This window comes from Arthrobacter sp. NPDC055138 (genome assembly GCF_053607305.1).
In genome coordinates this window covers 779026-804334 of the sequence record NZ_JBSGTH010000001.1, presented here as the reverse complement: position 1 = coordinate 804334, position 25309 = coordinate 779026, and the positions used below count along the sequence as shown (strand labels likewise).

Here is a 25309-nt window from a genome sequence, read left to right as displayed (position 1 = left end):
TCGCACCTGCCCTACAGCACCGGCCAGACGCGGCGCTGGGTGTCGAAGACATCCCAGGCCCGCGGCACCAGGCCCAGCGACACGTCGCACATCTGCCGCAGTTGCTCCATGCTCCCCGCGCGGAATGGCGAGGTGCCGGATTCGCTGAACGGATCCGGATAGCGGGCTCCCCCGACCGCCGCCCATTCCAGTCCGTGCGAGTGACCGCTGCAGAACTGCCAGACATACATTAACGACGGGGGCAGGTCCTCGGTCCGCAGGTCCTTCAGGATGGAGGTTTGGGTACGGTTTTTGGTGGCATAGCCCCAGGAATTGTCGGCCTTCCTGGCAAAAATCGGCGGCAACTCCAGCGACTCCGCCACCTCGTTGACCGTGCGGCGCAGCCCGCTGAAGTATTCCATCGCCCGGGCATGCCGTTCCGGCCGGAAGTCCGCCAGATAGGCATCCCAGAACGACGCCGCGTTGAACACATCCCGGGCAATGAGCACCAGACTGCCCCGGGCCCGCTCGGGGCCCTCGGACGGCAGCAGCGCCCACAACACGGTGGAAGTGCATTCGATGACCGTCCGCACCAACGAGTACGGCGCGTGCGTCTGCAACCGGTATTCCGCCGGCCCGTGCCCGCCATGTTCCTCGAACAACAGCCGGCGAAGGGCCAGCACATTGTCGGTGGCGGCTGCCAAGGACTGGCGGAGCAGGCTGCTCACGCTCTGGGCCGCGGTGAATTGTTCGTCCAGCTGTGCCAGCGGGGACCCCGGCTCCACGGCGGCTTCGCCCCGCCCCAGCCACGGTTCCACGTCCTGCAGCATCTGCAGGATGGCCAGCGCCGCCCGGCCTTCCGGATCCGTTCCGTCAACCGGGCGCATCTGGCCGAAGGAGGCACCGCCGTCGTCCATTGGCCCATGGTAGCGCCGCAACCGCGCCGGGTTCCTGCCAGAGGTTATCGTGGGAGCAACCGGCTGCCATCGAGCCGGAAACCTTGTTCCGAGCGAAGGGGCTCTACTTGTCCGCCGAAGCCGATCTGATCAATCTAGACTCGCTGCTGAGTGATGCCGAGCTCACACTGCGCAACGACGTGCGTTCCTTTGTGGACAGCGCGATCAGGCCGAACATCGCCGACTGGTACGAGAACGCCGTATTCCCGCTGGAGATCGTGCCCGAGATGGCCAAACTCGGCCTGCTCGGCATGCACCTGGACGGCTACGGCTGCGCCGGCCGCTCCGCCGTCGACTACGGCCTCGCCGCCGCCGAACTCGAAGCCGGCGACTCCGGCCTGCGGACCTTCGTCTCCGTGCAGGGCTCATTGGCCATGAGTGCCATCCACAAACACGGCTCCGAAACACAAAAACAAGAGTGGTTGCCGCAGATGGCCGCCGGCGAAGCGATCGGCTGCTTCGGCCTGACCGAACCCACCGCCGGTTCCGACCCCGCCACCATGAAAACCTACGCCCGCCGCGACGGCTCCGGACCCGACGCCGACTGGATCCTCAACGGCTCCAAACGCTGGATCGGCCTCGCCTCCATCGCCCAACTCGCGATTATCTGGGCCCAGACCGAAGAGGGTGTGCGCGGCTTCATCGTCCCCACCAACACGCCCGGCTTCACCGCCACCCCGATCGAACCCAAGCTCTCCATGCGCGCCTCCATCCAGTGCGACATCGAACTGACCGACGTCCGACTGCCCGCCGACGCGCTCCTGCCGGAGGCGAAGGGGCTGCGCGGGCCGTTCGAGTGCCTGAACGAAGCCCGCTACGGCATCATCTGGGGCGCGATGGGAGCCGCCCGCGACGCCTGGCAAACCGCCGTCGACTACTCCAAGGAACGCCTGCAGTTCGACAAACCGCTGGCCGGCTACCAGCTCACCCAGGAAAAGCTGGTCAACATGGCACTGGAAATCAACAAGGGCTTCCTGCTGGCCCTGCACCTGGGCCGGCTCAAAGACGCCGGCCAGCTCCAGCCGCACCAGATCTCGGTGGGCAAGCTCAACAACTGCCGCGAAGCCATCGAGATCGCCCGCGAATGCCGCACCATCCTCGGCGGCAACGGCATCACCCTGGACTACTCACCGCTGCGCCACGCCAACAACCTCGAATCCGTCCGCACCTACGAAGGCACCGACGAAGTCCACACCCTCATCCTCGGCCAGAAAATCACCGGCCTCCCCGCCTTCCGCTGAGGAGACGGCGAGGAGGTTCCCCGCTCAGCCGGCCCGGCGCGGCCGGCCGACCCGCCGCGGTTGGCCCGCTCGCGCAGCAATCAGCAGTCCGGCGCCGGTCAGCCCGATGCCCAGCAGTGTTTCCGGGCCAACCTCGCTGCCCGCCGACGGCCAGAAAATATCCACGGCCAGCGCTCCCACCAGCTGTCCGCCAATCACGGTCAGCGTCATCAGCAGCACGCCGGTGCTCGCCACGCAGATGGTGGCCGCTGCCAGGATCATGGTGCCGAGCGGACCGCCCAGATACAGCCACCACTGCCCGGTGAGCAGATCGGCCTGCCCGATGATCGCCGCCTGCACTACCCAGACTGCCAGCAGGGCCACCGTGCCCACTCCGAAGTTCAGCAGCGTGGAGATCACCGGGCTGCCATGCGCCGTACCGATCTGGCCCAGGACGCCCTGCTGCACGCTCTGCAACAGCCCTGACAGCAGCGGGATCAGCATGAACAACACCAGCGGGCCTACCGCCTTCGAGGACCCGAAATGGGCGCTGGCGGCAAGGATCGCTGCCAGGAAGGCAAGCACCGCACCAATGATCCTGGCCCCGCTGACCGCAATCTTTCGACCTGCTCCGATGCCCAGCCGGTCCATCAGCAGGCCGGACGCCATCTGCCCGGTCACGATCGCTATGGTGAACAGGGACAAGCCGATCGGCCCGACCGTTGCCGCCTGTGCGAACACATAGAGGGCTCCGACGACGCCGGCCAGCAGGTACCAGCGCGGGTATACGCGCCGTCGCAGCAGTCCGGGGACGGCACGCAATTTTGCCCGCAGCTTCGGCCGCACGAGCGCAAAAAGAACCACCGCCGCGAGACCCGTGCCGAAGCTGACCAAGGCTGCTCCCACACTGTCCCGCAGCTCGATTCCCAACTGGCTGTTCAGCCGGCTTTGAACGGCCAGCCCCACGCCCGCGACCAGCGCCAACAGCAGTGCCAGCGGAACCGGCAATTGGATGCCCTCGGGTTGGCTGGATTTCCTTCCGCCCGGCACATGTGCTCTCCCGCGGCTGCCGCGGGGAGAATCAGCGGGCCGGTCTGCGTGCACGTGCCGATGCTATCCCGCCCGGCTGATCCTGTCTGCGCCTGCTTCTGCTCACCGCATGGTGTGCCCTTGAATCCTCCACCACGTGCCTTGACCTTGACGTAGCGTCAAGCTGCATAGTGGTTGCCATGGGCATGGAACCGGAGGTCACAACGTACTCGATTCACGAAGTTGCCAAGGCCGCCGGGACTACCAGCAGGACCTTGCGGCACTACCAGGACATCGGACTGCTCGAGCCGAGCCACACCGGTCACAATGGCTACCGCTATTACGACGGCGCGGCCTTGGTTCGGCTACAGCGGATCCTGCTGCTGCGCCAGCTTGGACTGGGGCTGCCTGAGATTAACAAGGTGCTGGAAGGCACACGGGACACCACGGCCGCCCTGCGTGGGCATTTGGAACTTCTCCTGCAGGAGCGCGACCGGCTTGAAAAGCAGATCGCCTCCGTCAAGACCACTATCGACAAGACGGAAAGGGGCGAACGGCTCATGGCCAATGAAATGTTCGACGGATTCGACCACACCCAATTCAAGGAGGAAGTCGAAGAGCGCTGGGGAAAGGACGCTTACGCCAAAGGCGACCAGTGGTGGCGCGGCATGTCCGACGCCGAGCGGACGCCCTGGAAGGAACGTTCAAAGGAGTTGATGGCAGATTGGATCGCCGCCGGCCAGGCCGGATTGGCTGCCGATAGCGATGAAGCTCAGGTCTTGGCACAGCGTCAGTTCGACTGGCTCGCCGGCGCCAACGGCGGCCAGGAAGTGTCCTTCGGCTATTTCACCGGCTTGGGCGAAATGTACGTGGCAGACCAGCGGTTCGGCGCCAACTACGGTGGCGAGCAAGGTGCCGGCTTCGTACGGGACGCCATGAAGGTTTATGCCGACAGACACCTCGCATAGCCCCGCAAGCGATGTGGGAACGGCTCCGCGGAGGCGTGGGAACCATCCGTTCTGGTTCCCACGCCGCGCCTTCCCGTCAGGCTGCAGGCCGAATCAGCTTTTCCCGCGGGATGCGGACAACCGCCCAGCCACTCTCCGTACCGCTGCCAGGACGGCCGCTGTCGGCAGCGCCTGGTTGCCGAAGGGCAGCCTCCACCAAGAACCGCGGCCCTGCAGCAGTTCGCTTTCCACTCGGCACATCCACCGCCGCTGCCGTCGCCCCGATGGCATGGGTTCCGGGCCGGGGTGCAGCCGCCGCCGCTGCAGTGGGCCTGCTTACTGTGGTGCCGGGTAGTGGTGGTGCGGTGGAAGCGTAGGTGTGGCCGGTCGAGGTGGTGGTCTCCACGGCGTGGCGGGGTTCGCCGATGGGTTTGGCTGACCAGCCGTCGGCTTCTTTCGACTGGTTGCAGCGTTCGCACAGGCCCTGGCCGTTGGCCAGGGTTGTGGGACCGCCCTCGGACCAGGCGACGATGTGGTCGATGTGCCGGATCGGCGCGTCGCACCAGGGACCGGCGCAGGACGCGTCCCTGGCCATGACCATCCGCCGGATGCCGTCCGGGAATTTCCGGGCCTTCGAGTCCATGCCCAGCAGCTGCCCGTCTCCCGGCGCGGTGTACAGCCGCCTAATCCAGACGTCCTCCACGCCGCCGACTTTCAGGTTCCGCAGCCGTACCTGCCGGCCCTGTTCGCGGGCGGTCTTCCAGCCCGGCTCGGTCCCGGCCGGCGGAGCCTTCCGCCGGAAACCGCTGCCGGGCGGGCTGTCTCCGGTCCCCGGTTGGGATCCGGGTGGCGGGTCTTGGGGCAGGCGGATCAGGTCGCGGGCGTACTGGGCCGGGACGATGCCGTACCCGGTCAGCCGGGCCGGTTCGTTCTCGCCCTGCAGCATTGCCCGGTCGGTCATCACTAGCTGGACTTCGAGGGTGGCCGGGTCGGCGGTTGTGCGGCCGGTGACGCGTTCAAACACGGTATCGGCCATCACCTGCCCCCGGGTCCGGGGGTCCCCGGCGTTGGCCTGCCGGTCCGCTTCCTGCTTGAGTGCGGCCATCACCGCGACCCCCTGCACCACCGGCAGCAGGGTTCGGACGGAGACCATCACATCGGGTTCGGGCCGAGAGGAGACATACCGGTCCGCTTCGGCCTTCGCGGCCCGCTTCACCACCGCGTGCGGGTCCAGCCGGTAGGCGGCGCGTTTGGCTTCGGCCTCCAGCCGCCGGTTCCCGAGCCCGTGCAGCCGGTCCGGGTTGCCGGCCAGCTCCTTATCCACGGCCGCCCGGTGCTCCGGGCTCACGCAGTCGGTTTCGCTGATCAGGATCGCCGCCCGCCGCTCGTTCAGTTTCCCCGTTTCGAGGGCTTGGAGCGTGTGTGGCATCTGATGGACCAGGACTTTGGCCCGGCCCAGCAGCAACGCGCCCTGGTTCGGGGACTCCCGGCGCGCCAACCCGACCTGCTTGGCAATCCCTTCACCCTGCCGGGCGGCGGGCACGCCTTTGGCGGCCCGCTCGGCCCGGATCCGCTGATCCAGCGCGACCATGAGTCTGGCCTGCTCCGCGGCGATCGCGTCCTTGGCGTTCTCCCTCGCGCTGAGCTGGTCCACCAACTCCGCCGCCGGCGCCTCCAGATCAACCGTAGGCAACGACACCGCGAACCCGGTGACCGACGGCAGCCCGTGCGCGGCAAGACCTGTAGCGGATGCTCCGCCGTCTGCGGCTGTGGCGCCGTCGTACTGCGCGCCGGCAGAGGGCACTCCACCGCCAACAGGCGGGACCGCCGCCGATGGTTCAGGTACTGCCGGATCAACCAAGGTGCGTCTCAATCTTCAGCGCGCCCCAGGAGGCGCGACATCGACTACGAACGGTCGCGGACCAAAGCCCGCAGACGCCACCGGGAAAACCCAACCCGGTGGCCAGCGATTGGTGCTGAACTGCAACTGAAATCAGCCTATTAGCCCGGTCGGACATTTTCGGCTGCCAGGGAAATTGGGCCGCCATGGGGAGGCCACGCACCCGCCAAACGGCTGGTCCTGATCTGGCCTGACTGGCCAAACGTGTGCTGATGCACCAGCAGGTGACAGACCTGCTCGCAAACGGTCAGCAACATGGCACTGATGGGGAACGTGGCACTCGTGAGGAACGGCGGCTGACGGCTACGACTCAAGACCAAACCGCCTGATGTCAGACGCTAAGCGAGGCCCGATTCGCTTGTTTGGATCAGATTCGGTTGCCTGGACTTGATTCGCTGCCCGGACGGATTGCCCCTACCCAGCCCAGCCCACGGGAGTCTGTCTGCAGGCTTCGACGAAGGGTTTGAGCAACGACTGGAGTTGGCCGTCGGGCGAGCCGGGCTCTTCGGGGTGCCATTGCACGGCGAGCAGCCAGCCTTCATCGGGGCGGGCTAGTTCCACAGCCTCGACCACGCCGTCGGCGGCGGTAGCCACCACCCGCAGCCGGTCGCCGAGCCGGCGGACCGCTTGATGGTGTCCGGACCGGACTGTAATGGAGTCGGCGCCGAGTGCTGTGCCCAGCAGGCTATCGGGTGCGATCTGGATCGGGTGGCTGGCCATGGGCGGCTGCGGCTGGTGGATCTTGTGGAGGGAATCCGGGCCTAGGTCTTCGATCAGCGAGCCGGCGAAGGCGACGTTGATGAGCTGGAGCCCGCGGCAAATGCCGAGCACGGGCCGACCGTTCTCGATGGCGCCGTTGACCAGGTCAATTTCGGTCTCATCAACTCCGGTATCCACGCAGTGGACGGTCGGTTCGTCAGTGTCGCCCCCGTAGCGGGCCGGGTCCACGTCGCCGCCCCCGAGGATGACCACGCCGTCGTAATCCAGGGCACTGAAGACGTGGCCGGAGGCCGAATTCAGGACGATGGGTTCCGCTCCGGCGGCGCTCAGGCCGGCGGCGGCCCGTTGGGCCAAATCCGCCAGATCCTTGGAGAACCACGCCGGATGGGTCGGCGCGTCCCGCGCGAAGCTGACGGCAATCCGCGGGCTGGCACCGCCGTCGTCACTCACCGGGCTGGCACCGCCGTCGCCATTCACCGGGCCGGACATGGCGCTCAGGCGGGGTAGAGCGGATTGTGGCCGGGGATGACACGTTCGGACTCCCGCACAGGGCCCGGCGCGGTCCCGTTTCCGAACGGGCTGCCGCCGAGGGCTTCGCGGCCGTGCTCGGTCAGCCAGCCGGAAAGATCCGGGCCTTGCGGGACGATCCGGGTGGGGTTGATGTCCTCGTGCACGATGTAATAGTGCTGCTTAATCTGCACGAAGTCGGTGGTGTCGCCGAAGCCCGGAGTCTGGAACAAGTCGCGCGCGTAGCCCCACAGCGCGGGCATCTCGCTCAGCTTGTTCCGGTTGCACTTGAAGTGGCCGTGGTAAACAGCGTCGAAACGGGCCAGCGTGGTGAAGAGGCGGACGTCGGCTTCGGTGATGGTGTCGCCCATCAGGTAGCGCTGGTTGGCCAGGCGCTCCTCGAGCCAATCCATGGCGGCCCAGAGCCGGTCGTAGGCGGCGTTGTAGGCTTCCTGAGAGCCGGCGAAACCGCAGCGGTAGACGCCGTTGTTGACCTCGGTGTAGATCCGCTTGATCACCGGCTGCATCTCGTCGAGCTTGTCGGCCGGGAGCAGGTCCGGGGCGCCGTCGCGGTGGAAATCCTTCCACTCAGTGGAGAAGTCCAGTGTCATCTGCGGGTAGTCATTGGTGACGACGGCGCCGCTCGCCTCCTCGACCATGGCCGGCACGGTGATGCCGCGGGGGTAGTCCGGGAAGCGTTTGAAGTAGTTCTCCTGCAGGCGCTCGGTGCCCAGCACCGGGTCGCGGCCGTCGGCGTCCAGGTCGAAGGTCCAGGAGCGGGCGTCGTGGGTGGGGCCGGGCAGGCCCAGCGAGATGGCGTCTTCGAGCCCGAGCAGCCGGCGCACGATGATGGCGCGGTTGGCCCAGGGGCAGGCGCGGGCGGCAACCAGACGGTAGCGGCCAGCCTCCACCGGCCAGGCCTTGGCGCCGTCGCCGAGCCCGCCGTGCGGGTTGCCGATGGTGCCGCCGGTCGGTCCGTCCGAGGCACGGACGGCGTCGGGGTCGGCCACAATCCGGTCCTCGATGTAGCTGGTGTCCCGGGCGAAATCCTCGCCGCTGTGGACGTAGGCGCCTTTGGTGCTGAATTGTGCCGTATCGCTGGTGTGGCTCATGCTTCCACCATATCCGCGGGTGGGCTTCGGTGGGATGGGCCGGCGTTCGCTAGCTGCGCAGCTTGTGCAGCAGCAGCGCAACGTGGAGCGAGGTCCGCGACTCGGCGTCGTCGAGCGGGACGCCCAGCTTCTCCTGCAGCCGCGCCAGCTTGGCGTACAGCGTGGGGCGGCTGAGGTAGCCGTTGCGGGCCAGCTGAGCCTTGTTGCCTCCGGATTCCAGGTAGTGCAGGAGCAGGTCGAGGGCTTCGGTGTCCCGGGCAATGGGGGCGAGTTCGGCGTCCGCGAAGGCGGCCGCGCGCGGATCGTCGCGCAGCATGGAGAGCAGTCCGCGCAGCCGGACATCGGCCGATCGGTAGAACCGCCGGCCGCCGCCGAGCCCTGCGCCGGAGCCAAGCCCCGCCGCGGATTCGGCCACGTGCGCGGCTTCGTCGAGCCCTGCTGCGGCAGCCAGCAGGTCCGGCCGGCCGCGGCCAACGCCAACCGTCCAGTCGATCACAGCATGCTCGGCCAGTTGCCCGCACAGCCGCTCCAGCACCGGGTCCTCAAGCTGCCGGGCGGGCAGGCCGACCAGCAATCCGATGGTTCCGGACTGCAGGCTGGCAGGCAGCCCGGAGACCCGCGCGCCCGCCAGTACCCGCTGCAGCAGTTCCAGCAGCGCCCGCTCACGCCGCTGCAGCTCTATCGGTTCCTCGCCTGGCTGCTTAACGAGCCGGAAAACCACTGGCAGGTAGTCGGGAGCGGGTAGCAGCCCCAGTGCCGCCGCCCGAGTCACGGCGTCGCTCTCTTCAAGGGCTCCGGGCCGGCGGAGTTCATGCAGCAATCCGGCGCGCGCTTGATGGCCGAGTTCGCGCTGGTCCCGTTCGGCCATCCGGTTGATGGTCAGCGCCTGGCCGGCCCGTTCCAGCACCATGGCAGCTCCGGCATCGGTGTGGAGATCCGGTCCCGAGTGGCCGACGGCGGGGACCCGAGCGTCCGCGGGCACCACCAGACGGCCCCAGCGTTGACCACGCAGGCCCACCGGAGTCTGCAGCCAGCCTTCCGTACCGGCATGCGTCGTTTCCTCGCGGTAGTGCACCAGCCGAGAGCGATCCGTCCAATCTGCCAGCAGTTCCGGTGCGGGCACACCGGACGTCGCGAACGCCAGCACCATGTGCGCCACGTCTTCCAGCACCACCGGTGCACCGAGCAGCTCAGCAGCGCGGTGCACAATCTGCTCCGGTGGCGCATTCTCCAGGCTGAGGTTGGTGAAGACCTCGTGCACCTGCCGCGACCGTTCCAGCTGCGCCAGCTGGCTGGTCACCAGCAGGCGGTGCACCACTTCGGTAACCTCAACAAATCGGATTCGCTGGGCCAGCAGGATCACCGGCAGCAGGGCATTGCGGGCGGCTTGGCGCAATGCGGCAGCAGTTTGGGGCCGATCGGAGGTAATTTCGACGATGACGCCGGCCGCCCCCGCCGCTGCCAGCTCGGCGAGGTAGCGCCCGGCTTCAGCAGCGGAGTCCTCGAATGCCATTCCGGTGGTAAGGACCAGCTCACCGCCTTCCAGCAGGCCTGACAGGCTTTTCAGCTCGGCCACATGCACCCAGCGAACCGGGGCGGCGAGCCCATCCGCTCCGGCTAGCACTTCCGGTCCGCCTGCGCGCACCACCTCCAGCTCAAGGACGTCCCCGACGGTCAATTGCATTGACACAGTGTAAGTCGTATTCGGTTTTTCGGAGCAGGATGTCAGCCACATCGCCGGAAATGCGGGAGTTGCCAAGCTTCTGTCAGAACGCTTCTGCTGAGCGGAAGGCAAGTCTTTCCCGGCTGGCCGAGTCCTGTCTCACTGAGTACCACCCTGCATCCTGGCCGTCGGGGCAACTCCCCCGACACTGTCCCACCGTTCCCGGGCAGCGCCGCTCGAAGCTGGAAGGACCAACGATGTCTCCGTCTTCCACCCCCCGCTCGCTCCAGTTCTCGACCAAGGGGATCCCACAGCCCAGCCGGATGGAGCTCTGGTCGATCCACAATTCCAAGGCGCTCATTGACCTCGACATCCGGACCATGGACGAGTCCCCGCTCGCGGCTGCAGAGATAAACCTGCATTTCCCATCGCTTCGGCTCGCCCAAGTCCGCGGGAGTGCCCAGGTCATTGAGCGCAACCAGAGGTATATCCGGAAGCACCCCATGGATGTGGTCGGCGTTTTCTTTGCGCTCAAGGGCGAGGCGTTCTTCTACTACCCCGGAGGCTTCGAGACTCTGCGCCCGGGCCAGGCAGTCATCTACGACGCCGACCAGCCTTTCAAGCGCGGATTCCACGGCGGGGTCGAGGAAATGGTCCTGACCATACCGCGTGACGAATACCTTGCCCTCTCGGGCGGCAAACCTCCTACCAAGCCAGTCGTCTTCGACTTCCGGGAAACAGGTCCCGCGAACCGGCACATGCTCGCGCTCGCGAGGCTTGTCCGGAACACCCTCGCGGCGGCAATGGGCAACGATGCTGGCCCGGCGCCATCGACCGCCCTGGATCCGGTGACGGTCGAGGGCTCGGCCATCGAACTGCTGCGCCTTCTAGCTGCCGGGTCGGGAGCAGGCATGCCCGAGGGCTACTTCGCCGCAGCCAGATGCTTTATCCAAGACCACCTTGGCGATCCGAATCTGTGCCCCGCCCAGATCGCCCAGGCGGTGGGTATCAGCGAGCGGCACCTCACGCGCGTTTTCGTGGAGGCCGGGAAGCCTCCCGGCGCCTACGTTCTGGCTCGGCGGCTTGAGCACGCCGCAGCGCTCCTCGCCCACCCCGTGGAGGCGAAGACGCCGATCGCGGCCATCGCGGCCCGCTGCGGATTCACCTCGCAGGCCTACTTCACGCGCGTCTTCAAAGGTCATTTCGGCATGACGCCGCTCAACGCCCGTCGTGACGCACGCGCCGACGGACTGGCCCTGCCGCATTGACCTCTCCGTTTATGGTGCCAAGTATTTGCGGCAGTTGCGGTGACGGCTTTCGGTCGGTTTTTGTACTCCCCGGACACCTTTTTGCAGCCCGCGGACAGATGCCGCAGGATTGCCCCCTGCAGCAAATGTGACGTGGAACACTCGTGTGACGTTGGCAGAGAGACTGGACCACACGAGGAGAACCCGACATGATCACCTCCCCCATCGACCCAAAGGAGCTGCGGCACGCCTTCGGGCGCTTCGGCACCGGGGTCACGGTTGTCACCACCCAGAATGACGACGGCGAGACCCATGGCGCCACCGTCAGCGCGTTCACTTCGGTCTCCTTGGACCCGCCGCTCGCGCAAGTCACCCTCATGCGCGAATCAAAGCTCGCCGACTGCGTGGTGGGGCAACCGTTCGCGATCAATGTCCTGAGCCTCGCGCAACAGGACACCTGTCTCCATTTCGCCGGTCGCCCCATGAAGGGTGGGCCTGCCTGGGGCAAGAGCGTCACCGGCGTCCCGGTACTTGCGGGCAACACGGCGACCCTCGAATGCCGGCCGTGGAACGTCTACGACGGCGGCGATCATCTCATCGTCATCGGCGAGGTCGCGGCACTTGACGTTACGCCGGTACCACCGCTGCTCTTCTTCGGCGGAAAGTTCCACCACCTGGGCGGCCTCGTCGGAGGCGCGCCGTGGGACTACTGCGGCGACGGCCACGGGGCCCACTTCACATCCTTTCCCTCACTCGCATCAACCTGAGCAAGCCGCAATCGACCCATCCACGCCACGGCCCCGCGGCCGAGGCCGCCGAAAGGAAATACACCATGACTGACATCCTCGACCAGCCCACCGCCACAGAATCCGACATGAGTGCCCGCACCACGCCGGCGAACCCGCTCAAGCCGCAAACCGGCGACGAATACATCGAGTCGCTCCGCGATGGCCGCGAAGTGTGGATATACGGCGAGCGCGTCAAGGACGTCACAACCCACCCGGCCTTCCGCAACTCGGTGCGCATGGTCGCCCGCCTCTACGACGCCTTCCACCGCGAGGAGACGGCGGACAAACTGCTGGTGCCGACCGACACAGGTTCGGGCGGTCAGACCCACCCCTTCTTTAAGGCCGCCCGCGGCGTCGAGGATCTCAAGGCCTCGCGCACCGCGATCGAGACTTGGGCGCGGATGTCCTACGGGTGGCTCGGCCGCTCGCCGGACTACAAGGGTTCATTCCTCGGCACGCTCGGCGGCAACCCCGAGTACTACGAGCCGTACCAAGCGAATGCCAGCCGGTGGTACAAGGAGTCCCAGGAGAAGGTTCTCTACTGGAACCACGCGATCGTGAACCCGCCGGTGGATCGCCACCTTCCCCCGGAGCAGGCCGGCGACGTGTTCATGAAGGTGCAGAAGGAGACGGACGCCGGACTCATCGTCTCCGGCGCAAAGGTGGTTGCCACCGGCTCAGCCATCACGCAGTACAACTTCATCGCCCACTACGGCCTGCCGATCAAACGCAAGGAGTTCGCACTCATCTGCACGGTCCCGATGGACGCGCCGGGCGTCAAGCTCATCTCCCGCGCCTCTTACTCGCATCAGGCCGCTGTTATGGGCACTCCGTTCGATTATCCGCTCTCCTCGCGACTCGACGAGAATGACGCCGTATTCGTCTTCGACAACGTGCTCGTTCCGTGGGAAAATGTCTTCTCCTACGGCGACGTCGAGAAGATGAACAATTTCACCCCGGCGACCGGCTTCCTCAACCGCTTCTCGTTCCAGGGTGTCATCCGCCTAGCCGTTAAGCTCGACTTCATCGCAGGCCTGCTCCTCAAGGCGCTCGAGATTACGGGCACCAAAGACTTTCGGGGCGTGCAGACGCGGGCCGGCGAGGTGATCGGCTGGCGCAACATGTTCTACGCTCTCGCCGACGGGATGGCGCTCAACCCGGACGCGGGACCCAACGGCACGGTCCTGCCCAAGGTCGACTACGCCATGGCCTACCGCATGTTCATGTCGGTGGGCTACCCGAGGATCAAAGAAATCATTGAGCAGGATGTCGCCTCCGGTCTCATCTACCTTAATTCCAGCGCACTCGACTTCAAGACCCCCGAGATCCGCCCGTACCTTGACAAGTACATCCGCGGCTCCGAAGGCGTCCAGGCCGTTGACCGCGTCAAGCTCATGAAACTCTTGTGGGACGCGATCGGCACCGAGTTCGGCGGCCGGCACGAACTCTACGAGCGCAACTATGCGGGCAATCACGAAGCAGTCAAGCTGGAGACGCTCATGCTCGCCGAGGCCAACGGCACCACCGCGTCGATGAAGGGCATGGCGGAGACCTGCATGGCCGAATACGACCTCGATGGTTGGACCGTCCCCGACCTCATCGGAAACGAGGACGTGAGCATCTTCCTCAAGCGCTGACTCTGCCATGGGCGCCCTGGATCGGTTATTCCCAGCCGATCCAGGGCGCCTCGGCGTTACTAATCGGTGGGGCTACACAATGTAAACCGCACCGGCTTACTTCCGACAGGGTGTCAGTGGTGCGGTCCGGGCGTGGTGCTGGACGATGAATAAAATCCCGCTACCCGAGGAGCACCATGCAGACCATCCAGCACTGGATCGACGGCAGCTACGTTACCCCTGACCCGGACAGCCGGCTGGGCGAGGTGACCAACCCGGCCACCGGCAAAGTCTCCTCCCGCGTGGCCCTGGCGGGCACCGCCGTCGTCAATCAAGCGGTGCAGGCAGCGGCGGCAGCGTTTCCGGCGTGGCGGGACACGTCGCTGGCGCGCCGGGTGCAGATCCTCTTCACCTTCCGCGAACTGCTGAACGCCCGCAAGGGCGAACTCGCCGCGATCATCACGGCCGAGCACGGCAAGGTGCTGGACGACGCGCTGGGCGAGGTGTCCCGCGGGCTGGAGGTGGTGGAGTTCGCCTGCGGCATCCCGCACATGCTCAAGGGCGGCTACACGGAGAATGCTTCCACCAAGGTGGATGTCCATTCGCTGCGGCAGCCGGTGGGGCCGGCTGCGATCATCTCCCCGTTCAACTTCCCGGCGATGGTGCCCATGTGGTTCTTCCCGGTGGCCATCGCTGCCGGCAACACGGTGGTGCTCAAGCCCAGCGAGAAGGATCCGACGGCGGCCAACTGGCTGGCCGAGCTGTGGAAGGAGGCGGGGCTGCCGGACGGCGTGTTCAATGTGGTGCACGGCGACAAGGAGTCCGTGGACGCGCTGCTGGAGCATCCGGAAATCAAGTCCGTTTCCTTCGTTGGTTCGACGCCGATCGCCCGCTACGTCTACGAGCGCGGTACCGCCTCCGGCAAGCGGGTGCAGGCGCTGGGCGGGGCGAAGAACCACATGCTCGTGCTGCCGGATGCGGATCTGGACCTGGCCGCTGACGCCGCGGTCAACGCCGGCTACGGCTCCGCGGGCGAGCGCTGCATGGCGATTTCCGCGGTGGTAGCGGTGGAATCGGTCGCCGACGAACTGGTGGCCAAGATCGCCGAACGCACGGCGAAGCTGCGCGTGGGCGACGGCATGCGCGGCACGGACATGGGGCCGCTGGTCACGGCAGCGCACCGGGACCAGGTGGCCGGCTATATCTCGGCGGGCGAGGACGCGGGCGCCGAACTGGTGCTGGACGGTCGCACCGTGGAACCGGATGCCGAGGGCGATGGCTTCTTCCTGGCCCCGACGCTGTTCGACCGGGTGACGCCGGAGATGTCCATCTACAGCGACGAGATCTTCGGGCCGGTCCTGTCCGTGGTGCGGGTGCCTGGCTACGACGAGGGGCTGGCGCTGATCAACAACAACCCGTACGGCAACGGCACGGCGATTTTCACCAACGACGGCGGGGCCGCCCGCCGCTTCGAGAACGAGGTGCAGGTGGGTATGGTGGGCATCAACGTGCCGATCCCGGTGCCGATGGCGTACTACTCGTTCGGCGGCTGGAAGAACTCGCTGTTCGGCGACAGCCACGCACACGGTTCCGAGGGCGTGCACTTCTTCACCCGCGGCAAGGTGGTGACCACCCGCTGGCTGGACCCGAGCCACGGCGGCATCAACTTGGGTTTCCCGCAGAATGCCTGATTCGGCGGGGCCGGCACGCGCCGGCCGCAGCTGCCGCCGAGCCAACCGTCCGCCGTCGTAGTTTAAGGAGAGTCAGATGACCACCACCACCGGCACCGCGTTGAGCGCCGAGGAACTGGAAGCCGGCCGCCGCGCGTACCAGTTGGACCGCCAGCACGTGTTCCATTCCTGGTCCGCGCAGGAACTGATCACGCCCATGGTTATTTCCCGGGCGGAGGGCTCCTGGGTCTGGGACGGCGAGGGCAACAAGCTGCTGGACTTCTCTTCCCAGCTGGTCAACACGAACATCGGCCACCAACATCCCAAGGTGGTGGCAGCGATCCAGGAACAGGCCGGGCTGCTGTGCACCGTGGCGCCGCAGCACGTGAACGCCGCCCGCTCGGAGGCCGCCCGGCTGATCGCCGAGCTGACCCCCGGCGACCTGAACCGGATCTTCTTCACCAATGGCGGCGCGGAGGCCGTGGAGCATGCGGTGCGGATGGCCCGGCTGCATACCGGCCGCTACAAGGTGCTCTCCGCCTACCGCTCCTACCACGGCGGCACCGCGCTGGCCGTGAACATTACCGGCGACCCGCGGCGGGTGGCCAACGACTACGGGAATGCCGGCACGGTCCACTTCCATGCCCCGTTCCTGTACCGCAGCCAGTTCCATGCCGAGGACGAAGCACAGGAATGCCAGCGAGCGCTGGAGCATCTGGAAACCACCATCCAGCTGGAGGGAGCCGACCGCTTCGCTGCGATCGTGCTGGAGTCCATCCCGGGCACCGCGGGCATCATGGTGCCGCCGGCCGGCTACCTGCAGGGTGTCCGCGAACTGGCGACCAAGTACGGGATCGTGTTCATCGCCGACGAGGTGATGGCCGGCTTCGGCCGCTCCGGCAAGTGGTTCGCGATTGACCATGCGGACGTGGTGCCGGACCTGCTGACCTTCGCCAAGGGCGTGAACTCCGGCTACGTGCCGCTGGGCGGCGTGGCGATCTCCGAGGCGATTTACTCGACCTTCGCCGAGCGGGTCTATCCGGGCGGCCTGACCTACTCCGGACATCCGCTGGCCTGCGCCGCGGCGGTGGCTACGATCAACGCGATGCGCGAGGAGCAGATGGTGGAGCATGCCGCTTCGCTGGGTACCGAGGTGTTCGGCCCCGGGCTCGCGGAGCTGGCGGCGAAACATCACTCGGTCGGCGAAGTGCGCGGCGTCGGCGCCTTCTGGGCGGTGGAGCTGGTGCGGAACCGTGCCACCCGCGAGCCGCTGGCACCGTATGGCGCCTCCAGCCCGGAGATGAACGAGCTGATCGCGGCGTGCAAGTCCCGTGGGCTGCTGCCGTTCGCCAACTTCAACCGGATCCACGTGGTGCCGCCGCTGAACATCAGCGTCCAGGACGCCCGGACCGGCCTGGCCATCCTGGACGAGGCGCTGACGCTGGCGGACGCGCACGCCGCGGGCTGAGGCTCGGCGGGCCGGACCGGGGAACTGCCCGGTACCGGCCCTCGGGGGCGGGCCTTGGTAGGTTGTTCTTCAGCCACACACACCTACCGCAGGAGAACCACGCGCGCATGGGCATTCATTGGGACCGGTTGGACGAGCGGCTGCGGGCGCAGGTGGAGGCCAACACCGCGCAGTACGAGCGGGTCCGCCCGGCGCTGGCGACCGTCACGTCCCAGTTGCAGTCGGGCATCCGGGACATCTTCCGCTCCGCCGAGCTGACGCCGCTGTTCGTCACCGCGCGGACCAAAAGCGTCGACTCGTTCCGTGACAAGGCGTCGCGGATGCTGCAGCCGGCCGAACCGGGTGATGCCCCGGCACTGGAGTTCCCCGATCCGCTGCGGGAGATCCACGATCTGGTCGGCGTCCGGGTGATCGTGAGCCTGCCGCACGAAATCCGGGAGGCCGCGGCGCTGATCAAACGGCAGCGCAGCGACTTCGACTGCCGTGCCGACCGCGAGAAAGACATCGGCTCGATCGAGTCCGGCACCTATGGCTACGCCAGCCGCCACCTGATCCTGCGCACGCTGCAGAACAACACGGTCAAGGCCTACCAGCAAGCCTTGGGCGAACCGGCCCGCGCCACCGGCAGCTACCTCTTCGAGGTCCAGATCCGCACGATCCTGTCGCACGCGTGGTCCGAACTCGAGCACGATATCCGCTTCAAGTCCTCGGATCCGCGCGCCTGGAGCCCCTACTTCGACCGTCAGTTCACCGCGACGGCAGCCATGTTGGAGGCGGTCGAGTCGGCCTTTGCCGAACTGCACGAGCGGTATGAGACGGTCACCGGCTACTGGGACGAAGAGGGCGAAGGTGCGGCGCCGCTGACGCCCCGCCGGGTCCGCGAGGTGTGGCAGACCCTGCTGCCGCATGTGGACCGCAAGTCCGACGACGACTGGGGCTGGGCGGCGGAACTGCTGGCCGCGCACGGTCTGAAGACCACCACCGAACTGGCCGCGTTGTTGAATCCGGAAACCATCACCGATGTCCGCGCCGCACTGGAGCACCGCTACTCCCCGGGCCCGGACCGGCTGTTGGACGACCTGCTGCTCTGGCGCTTCGGCCGGAGCCACATCGAACTCACCGCCGGCGAGGACGTCCACCGGCGCGAGTCGCTGCAGCGCCGGTTCCGGCAGCTGGAGACGTACCGCTTGGGCATGTAAGGTCTCCTCCGGCACCTGGCACCTAGGTTTCGTGGCGGCGGTTACCTACGCTGTGGTGAAACGTTGATGATCCGCGGCGAGGTGGCTGCGGATCCGAGCAGGAGGTGGAATGTCCCCCACCAGCCAGAAGACGCGATCCAATCCGGTCTCCGCCGCCATGCGGCCGGTCAACTCCCTCGTTGAACGGTTCATCCCCAGTGCGATGGTCTTCGCGATAGTCCTGACGGTCGTCGTGGCGATCATGGCTCTGGTCCTGACCGGCTCCAGCCCGGTGGAGGTAGTGCAGGGTTGGGGCGACGGGCTGTCCGGCCTGCTGTCCTTCATGACGCAAATGGCGCTGATCCTGCTGCTGGGCCACACGCTGGCGAACACCCGGCCGGTCCGCCGCTTGCTTTCCTTCCTCGGCGGTGTGCCGCGCGGCCCGGTCCAGGCCTACGTCTTCGTCTTCGTGGTGGCGGCCGCGGCGTCGCTGCTCACGTGGGGCCTGGGCCTGGTGGTCGGCGCCCTGCTGGCCAAGGAAGTCGCCGCACAGTTGAGGGCCAAGGGCATCCGGCTGCATTTCCCCATGTTGGTGGCCGCCGCCTTCTCCGGCTTCGTGGTCTGGCACATGGGCTACTCGGGTTCCGGCCCGCTGACCGCCGCGACGGAAGGTTCCTTCCTGGCCGAGCAGATCGGCCGCACCATTCCGGTCAGCGAAACCACCTTCTCGCTCTGGAACATCCTGGCCGCCATCGCCACCGTGATTGTGGTGGGTGCGGCGCTGTCCCTGGTGGCTCCGCGCGGCGATGACAAAATCGTGGAACTGGAAATCGATGCCCGCGACGGTGAGGCGGACTACGACGACGAGGTGGTCACCCCGGCGGACCGGCTCGATGCCAGCCGCATCCTGACGCTGCTCGTCGGGCTGGCACTGGTGTCCTATCTGGCCATCCACTTCGGCACCGGCGGCACGCTGACGCTGGACATCGTCAACTGGTCCTTCCTGGCACTGATTTTCCTGCTGGTACGCAACCCGTTCGAGCTGATCGCCCTGATCAAGAATGCGGCATCCAACGTGGGCGACATCCTGCTGCAGTTCCCGCTCTACGCCGGGATCATGGGGATCATGACCGCCACCGGGCTGATCACGGTGCTCTCCGACCTTTTCGTGGACATCAGCACGCCGCAGACCTTCGGGGTGTTGGCGCTGCTCTCCGCCGGGCTGGTGAACTTCTTCGTCCCGTCCGGCGGCGGCCAGTTCGCCGTCCAGGGCCCCATCATGCTCGACGCCGCGGCCCGGCTGGACGTGGACCCCGCCGTCGCCATCATGGCCGTATCCTACGGCGATCAGTGGACCAACATGATCCAGCCGTTCTGGGCCCTGCCGCTGCTGGCCATCGCCGGACTGAAGATGCGGGACATCCTCGGCTACACCATGGTCACACTAATCGCCTCCGGCCTGGTGTTCGCGGCCACCATGCTGATTGTCGGCGCGGGCTAGCCGGCGAAGGCGAAGCGGTCCCGCCCCACCAGCAAGCCGGTCGCCGCCTGCAGGACCGCGATGACGCAGAGCAAGGTCAGGGAAGCCGCCCAGGCTCCGGACGCGGCGAAGAGTCCGCCGAAGATCGGCGGACCCGCCGCGGCCAGCAGATAACCGATCGACTGGGCCATCCCGGAGAGGGCGCTCGCTTCGCGGTGCGTGCGGGTGCGCAGGCCGAAGAGCGAGAGCGCGGTAACCAGGGAGCTGCCGCAGCCGAAACCGGCCACCAGCACCCAGAACAGCATGATCTGGGGCATCAGCAGGATGCCCAGCACCCCGGCCAGCACCAGCAGCGGCGGGCCCGAGGCGGCCAGGCGCTGCGTCGGCCCGCGGAGCGCCACGGGCGTCATCAGGCTGGACACCACGCCGATCAACTGGAACATCATCAGGTCCCAGCCGGACGCCAGCCCGCTGCGGCCGTGGAAGCGTTCCAGCGTGGGCAGCCAGGTGATGAGAATGTAGAAAATCATTGACTGCAAGCCCATGTACAGCGTCACCTGCCAGGCGATCCCGGACTTCCAGACCGAGCCCCTGACCAGGGCCGGCGCGGCGGCCGCTTCACGGGCCTGGCCGGCAAGCCGGCTGCCCCGGCGTAGGCGGGGCAGCCAGAGCAGCACGGCAGGCACCGCCAGCACCACGAAGGCCGTCAGCGCGAAGCGCCAGCCGGCCGGTTCGCCGCCGACCGGAACCAGCGAGAGCGGCACGGCAAGTCCGGCGCCCAGCGAGGCACAGCCGCCGAGCACGGCGGAATAACCTCCGGTGAGCGAGGCCATCCGCTCCGGAAAGTCGCGTTTGAGCAGTGCCGGGAGCATCACGTTGCAGACAGCGATGGCGGCACCGATCAGCATGGTGCCGATCCATAGATTCGCGAGCGAGCCCGGGATGGGACGCAGCAACGTGCCCGCCACCAGCAGCAGCAGGGCACCGAAGACCGTGCGTTCGACGCCGAACTTCTCGCTCAGGCCGTGGGCCAGCGGGGACACCGCGCCGAAGGCCAGCAGCGGCACCGCGGCCAGCACGCCCAGGGCGGCAACGCCCAGTCCCGTCTCCGCGCCGATCTGGTCCAGCAGCGGGCCCACGCTGGTCAGCACCGGGCGCAGGTTGGCGGCCACCACCAGAATGCCGGCAATCAGCACCCCGGCCGACAGCGCCCGGCTGGTCCCGCGGGTTTCCCGCACCGCCACTCCCTTCCACGGTAGGTAGTCTCAGGCAACTGTATGCGACGGGACACAGAAAGGGGCACCCTGTCCGCGCAGGAACCGGAGTTCCGCACGGCGGGTGCCCCTCCGCCGTCGTACTGGAAGGGAAAGCGGGGCTGTTACTTGGCTGCGTCCGCCGCGTCAGCCGCCTTGCCGAGCATCGGCAGGAAGGTGTCCAGCGCCCACGGCAGGCTCAGCGGCGAGGCCGCGGAGATGGACAGCGTCAGGGTGTTGTCCGAGTCCGCCACCAGCGCATCGTTCTTGATGGCGGGGATCTGGCCCAGCAGCGGGTCGGTGGTGATCTGTTGCGCGGTCTTATCATCCGGGACCCAGGTCACGAACACGTCGGAAGCCAGCTCGTTGGCCTTCTCTGCGGACCACGGGATGAAGAATTCGCCGGAGTCCTTGGTGGCGTCGGTGACCACGTCCGCCTGCACCATGCCGATGCTGGTCAGGAACTTCGGCCGGTTGTCGTTGGCGGTGTAGACATTGACGCCGTCGCCCTTGGCCGGCTCAAGGTTGCCGTAGATGAAGCTCTTGCCCGCCAGCTGCGGGTACTCGGACGCCTTGGCCACAATGGTCTGCTCGGTCTCCGCGACCAGGTCCTCGGCCTGCTGGCTCAGGCCCAGCGCCTGGCCGATCATCCGGGTGGAGTCCTGCCAGTCGGTGCCGTATGGGGTCTCCGGGTAGGCGATGACCGGGGCGATCTTGCTCAGCGTGTCATAGTCCTCCTGGGTCAGGCCGGAGTACGCCGCCAGGATGACGTCAGGAGCCAGTTCGGCCACCTCGTCGAAGGCGATTCCGTCCACCTCGGAGTACTGCGTGGGCGCGTTCTCGGTGCCGATCGCCGCGCCGAGCTCCTCCAGCTTGGCGTCCCGCCAGGGAGTGGAGCCGTTCTCATTGCCGCCCCAGTCTTCCTTCGGCATGCCGACCGGAACCACGCCCAAGGCCAGGGCCACATCGGAATTCACCCAGGACACGGTGGCCACGCGCTCGGGCTGCTCTTCGATCACCGTCTCGCCGAACGCATGTTCAACGGTGACCGGGAACTGGTCCGTCGCTGCGGCTGACTGGCCGCCTTCGGAATCTCCGCCGGCGGGGCCGGTGGAGCAGGCGGTCAGGGACAACAGGACGACGGCGGCGGCAGCTACCAGACCGCGCATGCGTGAAACGCCCACGTGGGGCCTCCTCGAATCAAAGGAACAAACAAAAGTAAGGGTAGCCTATGCTCAGTTGGAATAAGCAACTACTTTGTTGCGTATTTCGACGGCGGCGCGCCGCCGCCTTGCCGGGTCGGGATTTCCGCCACCGGCAGCAGGACCCGGAAGCGGGAGCCGGACCGGGAACCGTTGACAAAGCTCCCCGCCCCCTGTGTCATAAGTGAAACTCGTTCATTTCCGGCACAGGCCGGTGACCCAGGAGCGGCCATGGCGGCAGGTTGGATTTTCCACTCCGGCAGGATCTTCGATGGCCTGCGCCTGCATCCGGCGGCCACCGCGGTTGCCGTCTCGGACGGTGTGGTCACCGCCGTCGGATCCGATGCAGACGTCCGGGCTGCCGCGGGGCCGGATGCCACGCCCGTTGACCTGCGGGGCCGGTTGCTGGCACCGGGCTTCACCGACGCGCACGTGCACGCGGTCATGGCGGGGCTGGAACGGCTGGGCTGCGACCTCTCACACTGTGCCGGAGCCGAGGCCGTGCTGGCGCAGGTCGCATCCGCCGCAGCCGGATCCGCGGGGCCCGACTCTTCGACGCCCGGCAACGCTTGGATCACCGGCGGAGGCTGGCACAAGGCCGATTTTCCGGGCGGCTATCCCACCCGCGAGGTGCTGGACGCGGTGGTTCCGGACCGGCCCGTCTATCTGGTCAACGCCGACCACCACAGCGCCTGGGTCAACACCAGGGCACTGGAACTGGCCGGACTCGACGCCGCGACCCCCGATCCCGAGGACGGAGTGCTGGAGCGCGACGCCGCAGGCTTCCCGAGCGGGACGCTGCATGAGGGCGCCATGGACCTGGTGAACCGGGCCATTCCGCGCGCCACCGTCGAGGAGATGCAGGCCGGGCTGTTGGAAGCCCAGCGCTACCTCCACTCGGTGGGCGTCACCGGCTGGCAGGAGGCGATCCTGGGCGACTATGCCGGCTATCCGGAGGCCAGCGCCGCCTACCGGACGCTGCTGGAACAGGACCGGCTGACCGGCCGTGCCGCGGGAGCTCTCTGGGTGCCGCGGTCCACCACGGTGGAGTCGGTTCCGGATCTGGTGGCCGAGTTCGTCGCGCGGCGGGAGCAGAATGCGGCTGCCGATTTCCGCACCACCAGCGCCAAAATCATGGTGGACGGAGTGCCGGAGAACCGGACGGCGGCCATGCTGGAGCCGTACCTTCAGCCGTGCGCCTGTGAAGGTCTGGCAGCGAACGACGGCGGTGCGCCCGACGACCGCGGGCTGAGCTACCTGCCCAAGGACGTGTTGGTGGCGGTGGTGGCGGCACTGGACGCGGCCGGGTTCGACCTGCATCTCCACGTGATCGGCGACCGTGCCGTGCGCGACGGGCTGGACGCCGTCGAACATGCCCGCCGGGTCAACGGCCGCGGCACCGGGCGGCACCACATGGCCCATCTGCAGATCATCCACCCCGCCGACGTGCCCCGTTTCGCCGAACTGGACGTCACCGCCAACCTGCAGGCGCTCTGGGCCTGCAACGACGCCCAAATGCGCGAGCTGACCGTGCCGTTGATCGGCGAGGAGCGCGCCGGCTGGCAGTACCCGTTCCAGTCCCTCGCGGAGTCCGGCGCCCGGCTGGCGATGGGTTCGGACTGGCCCGTTTCCTCTCCGGATCCGTGGCAGGCCATCCACGTGGCGGTCAACCGCAGCCACCCCGACGACGGCTCGGACGGGCCGCTGCTGCCGGGCGAGGCGCTTTCCCTGGCGGCGGCGCTGGCGGCCTACACCTCCGGCTCGGCCTGGCTGAACCGCCATGACGACGGCGGCCGGATCGTTCCCGGTGCGCCGGCCGATCTGGTGGTGCTGAGCGCCGATCCGTTCAGCTTGCCGGCGGCGGAACTGCATAGCGTCGGCACGGACATGACGTTCGTGGCCGGCGAACCGGTGTTCGAGCGACAGGCGGTACGGGCATGAAAACGTTCTACGACCGGGCAGAAGAAGAGATCCCCGCCGCCCGGATCGACGCGGCGCTGGCCGGGGCATCCGCCACGCCTTACTGGTTGGACGATCCGTCCCGCCCGGAGTCGCTGCCGCCGCTGCGTGGCCCGGTGACGGCGGACCTGGCGGTGGTCGGCGGCGGTTACACCGGCCTGTGGACCGCACTGCTGGCCAAGGAACGCGACCCGGACCGCTCGGTGGTGCTGCTGGAGGGCAACCGGATCGGCTGGGCCGCCTCCGGCCGCAACGGCGGATTCTGCGAGGCCAGCCTGACGCATGGCAGCGCTAACGGTCAGAGACATCTGCCGGAGGAGACCGAACTGCTGGGCAAGCTGGGCCTGCAGAACCTGGACGAGATCGAACAAACCCTGGTCCGGTACGGAATCGATGCCGGTTTCGAGCGGACCGGAACACTCTCGGTGGCCACCGAAGAGCACCACGTGGCATGGCTCCGGGAGGAAGCCGCCGAAGACCCGGCGCTGGAGTTCCTGGACCGGTCCGCCGTGCAGCGGGAGGTCGCCTCGCCGGCCTACCGCGCGGGATTACGGGACCGGCAGGGGACGGCGCTGGTGCACCCGGCCAGGCTGGCGTGGGGACTGCGCGACGCGTGCCTGAGCGCCGGCGTCGAAATCTATGAACACACCCCGGTACGTTCCGTGGCAGGGCGGGCGGGGTTAATGGCGCTGCGCACTGACTTCGGCTCGGTGGCAGCCGGGCGGGTGGCGCTGGCAACCAATGCCTTCCCGTCGCTGCTGGCGCGCACCCGGCTGCACACCGTCCCGGTGTACGACTACGCCCTGATGACCGAGCCGCTCACCGGCGTGCAGCGCGAAGCCCTCGGCTGGGCCGAACGGTTCGGCCTCTCGGACAATGACAACCGGTTCCACTACTACCGGCTGACCACCGACGCCGACGGGCGGGACCGGATGCTGTTCGGCGGGTACGACGCCGTCTACCATTACGGCCGGTCGCTGCGGCACAGCCACGAGCAGCGCCCGGAAACGTTCCGTCGCCTGGCCGCCCATTTCTACGCAACCTTCCCGCAGCTGGCCGACGTCCGCTTCAGCCACGCGTGGGGCGGCGCCATTGACACCTGCAGCCGCTTTTTCTCCTTCTTCGAGACCGCGTACGGCGGCCGGGTGGCCTACTGCGCCGGCTTCACCGGGCTGGGGGTGGGCGCCTCGCGCTTCGGCGCCAACGTGATGCTGGACCTGCTCTCCGGCCAACCGACCGAGCGCACCCGGCTGCAGCTGGTGCGGAAGAAGCCGCTGCCGTTCCCGCCCGAGCCGCTCGCCTGGCTGGGGGTCAAGCTCACCACCGCGGCCATGGTCCGCGCCGACCGCAACCAAGGACGCCGCGGCCCCTGGCTGAAAGCCATGGATGCGGTGGGGATGGGCTTCGACTCGTAA

General features: G+C 67.4%; 19 protein-coding genes. 11 read left to right on the top strand and 8 right to left on the bottom strand.

Going from position 1 to position 25309, the window contains the following annotated elements:
* Window positions 1-11 precede the first annotated feature (11 nt).
* Window positions 12-896, bottom strand: a complete 885-nt coding sequence (locus ACWF5H_RS03870) for a hypothetical protein (RefSeq protein WP_452034967.1) — start codon at window positions 894-896, stop codon at window positions 12-14.
* A 107-nt stretch (window positions 897-1003) separates the two neighbouring features.
* On the opposite strand from ACWF5H_RS03870, the gene ACWF5H_RS03865 reads away from it, so the two are divergent.
* Window positions 1004-2176, top strand: coding sequence for an acyl-CoA dehydrogenase family protein (locus tag ACWF5H_RS03865; RefSeq protein WP_452034965.1), 1173 nt, complete (start codon window positions 1004-1006; stop codon window positions 2174-2176).
* A gap of 24 nt (window positions 2177-2200) precedes the next feature.
* On the opposite strand, the gene ACWF5H_RS03860 is transcribed toward ACWF5H_RS03865, so the two are convergent.
* Window positions 2201-3259: a DMT family transporter gene (locus ACWF5H_RS03860; RefSeq protein WP_452034963.1), complete on the bottom strand. Its 1059-nt coding sequence runs from the start codon at window positions 3257-3259 to the stop codon at window positions 2201-2203.
* A 125-nt stretch (window positions 3260-3384) separates the two neighbouring features.
* Here ACWF5H_RS03860 and ACWF5H_RS03855 point away from each other — a divergent pair, with 125 nt between their 5' ends.
* Complete coding sequence (locus tag ACWF5H_RS03855) at window positions 3385-4152, top strand: MerR family transcriptional regulator (protein ID WP_452034961.1); 768 nt, start codon at window positions 3385-3387, stop codon at window positions 4150-4152.
* Between the two features lie 76 nt (window positions 4153-4228).
* Here ACWF5H_RS03855 and ACWF5H_RS03850 read toward each other — a convergent pair whose 3' ends face one another.
* From ACWF5H_RS03850 to ACWF5H_RS03835, 4 genes are all read right to left on the bottom strand, one after another.
* A complete protein-coding gene (locus tag ACWF5H_RS03850) occupies window positions 4229-5935 on the bottom strand; it encodes a DUF222 domain-containing protein (RefSeq protein ID WP_452034959.1) in 1707 nt (568 codons plus the stop codon).
* A gap of 510 nt (window positions 5936-6445) precedes the next feature.
* Window positions 6446-7240, bottom strand: a complete 795-nt coding sequence (locus tag ACWF5H_RS03845) for a gamma-glutamyl-gamma-aminobutyrate hydrolase family protein (protein ID WP_452034958.1) — start codon at window positions 7238-7240, stop codon at window positions 6446-6448.
* A gap of 5 nt (window positions 7241-7245) precedes the next feature.
* A complete protein-coding gene (locus ACWF5H_RS03840) occupies window positions 7246-8370 on the bottom strand; it encodes a glutathione S-transferase family protein (RefSeq protein ID WP_452034957.1) in 1125 nt (374 codons plus the stop codon).
* Window positions 8371-8419: 49 nt separating this feature from the next.
* Window positions 8420-10054 carry a PucR family transcriptional regulator gene (locus ACWF5H_RS03835; protein ID WP_452034956.1) on the bottom strand — a complete coding sequence of 545 codons (1635 nt, stop codon included), beginning with the start codon at window positions 10052-10054 and terminating at the stop codon, window positions 8420-8422.
* A 236-nt stretch (window positions 10055-10290) separates the two neighbouring features.
* On the opposite strand from ACWF5H_RS03835, the gene ACWF5H_RS03830 reads away from it, so the two are divergent.
* The 7 genes from ACWF5H_RS03830 to ACWF5H_RS03800 all read left to right on the top strand — a co-directional run bounded on the left by ACWF5H_RS03830 (window position 10291) and on the right by ACWF5H_RS03800 (window position 19501).
* A complete protein-coding gene (locus ACWF5H_RS03830; RefSeq protein WP_452034955.1) occupies window positions 10291-11301 on the top strand; it encodes a helix-turn-helix domain-containing protein in 1011 nt (336 codons plus the stop codon).
* Window positions 11302-11489: 188 nt separating this feature from the next.
* Window positions 11490-12047, top strand: a complete 558-nt coding sequence (locus ACWF5H_RS03825) for a flavin reductase family protein (protein ID WP_452034954.1) — start codon at window positions 11490-11492, stop codon at window positions 12045-12047.
* 65 nt (window positions 12048-12112) lie between these two features.
* The gene (locus ACWF5H_RS03820; RefSeq protein WP_452034953.1) at window positions 12113-13705 is read left to right on the top strand and encodes a 4-hydroxyphenylacetate 3-hydroxylase family protein; all 1593 of its coding nucleotides are present in this window, start codon (window positions 12113-12115) and stop codon (window positions 13703-13705) included.
* A 176-nt stretch (window positions 13706-13881) separates the two neighbouring features.
* Window positions 13882-15375 carry a CoA-acylating methylmalonate-semialdehyde dehydrogenase gene (locus ACWF5H_RS03815; protein ID WP_452034952.1) on the top strand — a complete coding sequence of 498 codons (1494 nt, stop codon included), beginning with the start codon at window positions 13882-13884 and terminating at the stop codon, window positions 15373-15375.
* Window positions 15376-15451: 76 nt separating this feature from the next.
* Window positions 15452-16822: an aminotransferase class III-fold pyridoxal phosphate-dependent enzyme gene (locus ACWF5H_RS03810; RefSeq protein WP_452034951.1), complete on the top strand. Its 1371-nt coding sequence runs from the start codon at window positions 15452-15454 to the stop codon at window positions 16820-16822.
* Between the two features lie 107 nt (window positions 16823-16929).
* Entirely contained in the window at window positions 16930-18021 is a 1092-nt protein-coding gene (locus ACWF5H_RS03805; RefSeq protein ID WP_452034950.1) for a GTP pyrophosphokinase, read from the top strand.
* Between the two features lie 109 nt (window positions 18022-18130).
* Window positions 18131-19501, top strand: a complete 1371-nt coding sequence (locus tag ACWF5H_RS03800; RefSeq protein ID WP_452034949.1) for a short-chain fatty acid transporter — start codon at window positions 18131-18133, stop codon at window positions 19499-19501.
* Here ACWF5H_RS03800 and ACWF5H_RS03795 read toward each other — a convergent pair.
* Both ACWF5H_RS03795 and ACWF5H_RS03790 read right to left on the bottom strand, forming a co-directional pair.
* A complete protein-coding gene (locus ACWF5H_RS03795) occupies window positions 19498-20718 on the bottom strand; it encodes an MFS transporter (protein ID WP_452034948.1) in 1221 nt (406 codons plus the stop codon). The genes ACWF5H_RS03800 and ACWF5H_RS03795 overlap by 4 nt on opposite strands.
* Window positions 20719-20858: 140 nt before the next feature.
* On the bottom strand, window positions 20859-21902 hold the full coding sequence (locus ACWF5H_RS03790; protein ID WP_452035340.1) for an iron-siderophore ABC transporter substrate-binding protein: 1044 nt from the start codon (window positions 21900-21902) through the stop codon (window positions 20859-20861).
* Between the two features lie 264 nt (window positions 21903-22166).
* On the opposite strand from ACWF5H_RS03790, the gene ACWF5H_RS03785 reads away from it, so the two are divergent.
* Window positions 22167-23876 (top strand): amidohydrolase, encoded by a 1710-nt coding sequence (locus ACWF5H_RS03785; RefSeq protein WP_452034947.1) that lies wholly within the window; start codon window positions 22167-22169, stop codon window positions 23874-23876.
* On the top strand, window positions 23873-25309 hold the full coding sequence (locus tag ACWF5H_RS03780; RefSeq protein WP_452034946.1) for an NAD(P)/FAD-dependent oxidoreductase: 1437 nt from the start codon (window positions 23873-23875) through the stop codon (window positions 25307-25309). Before ACWF5H_RS03785 ends, ACWF5H_RS03780 begins: the two co-directional genes overlap by 4 nt.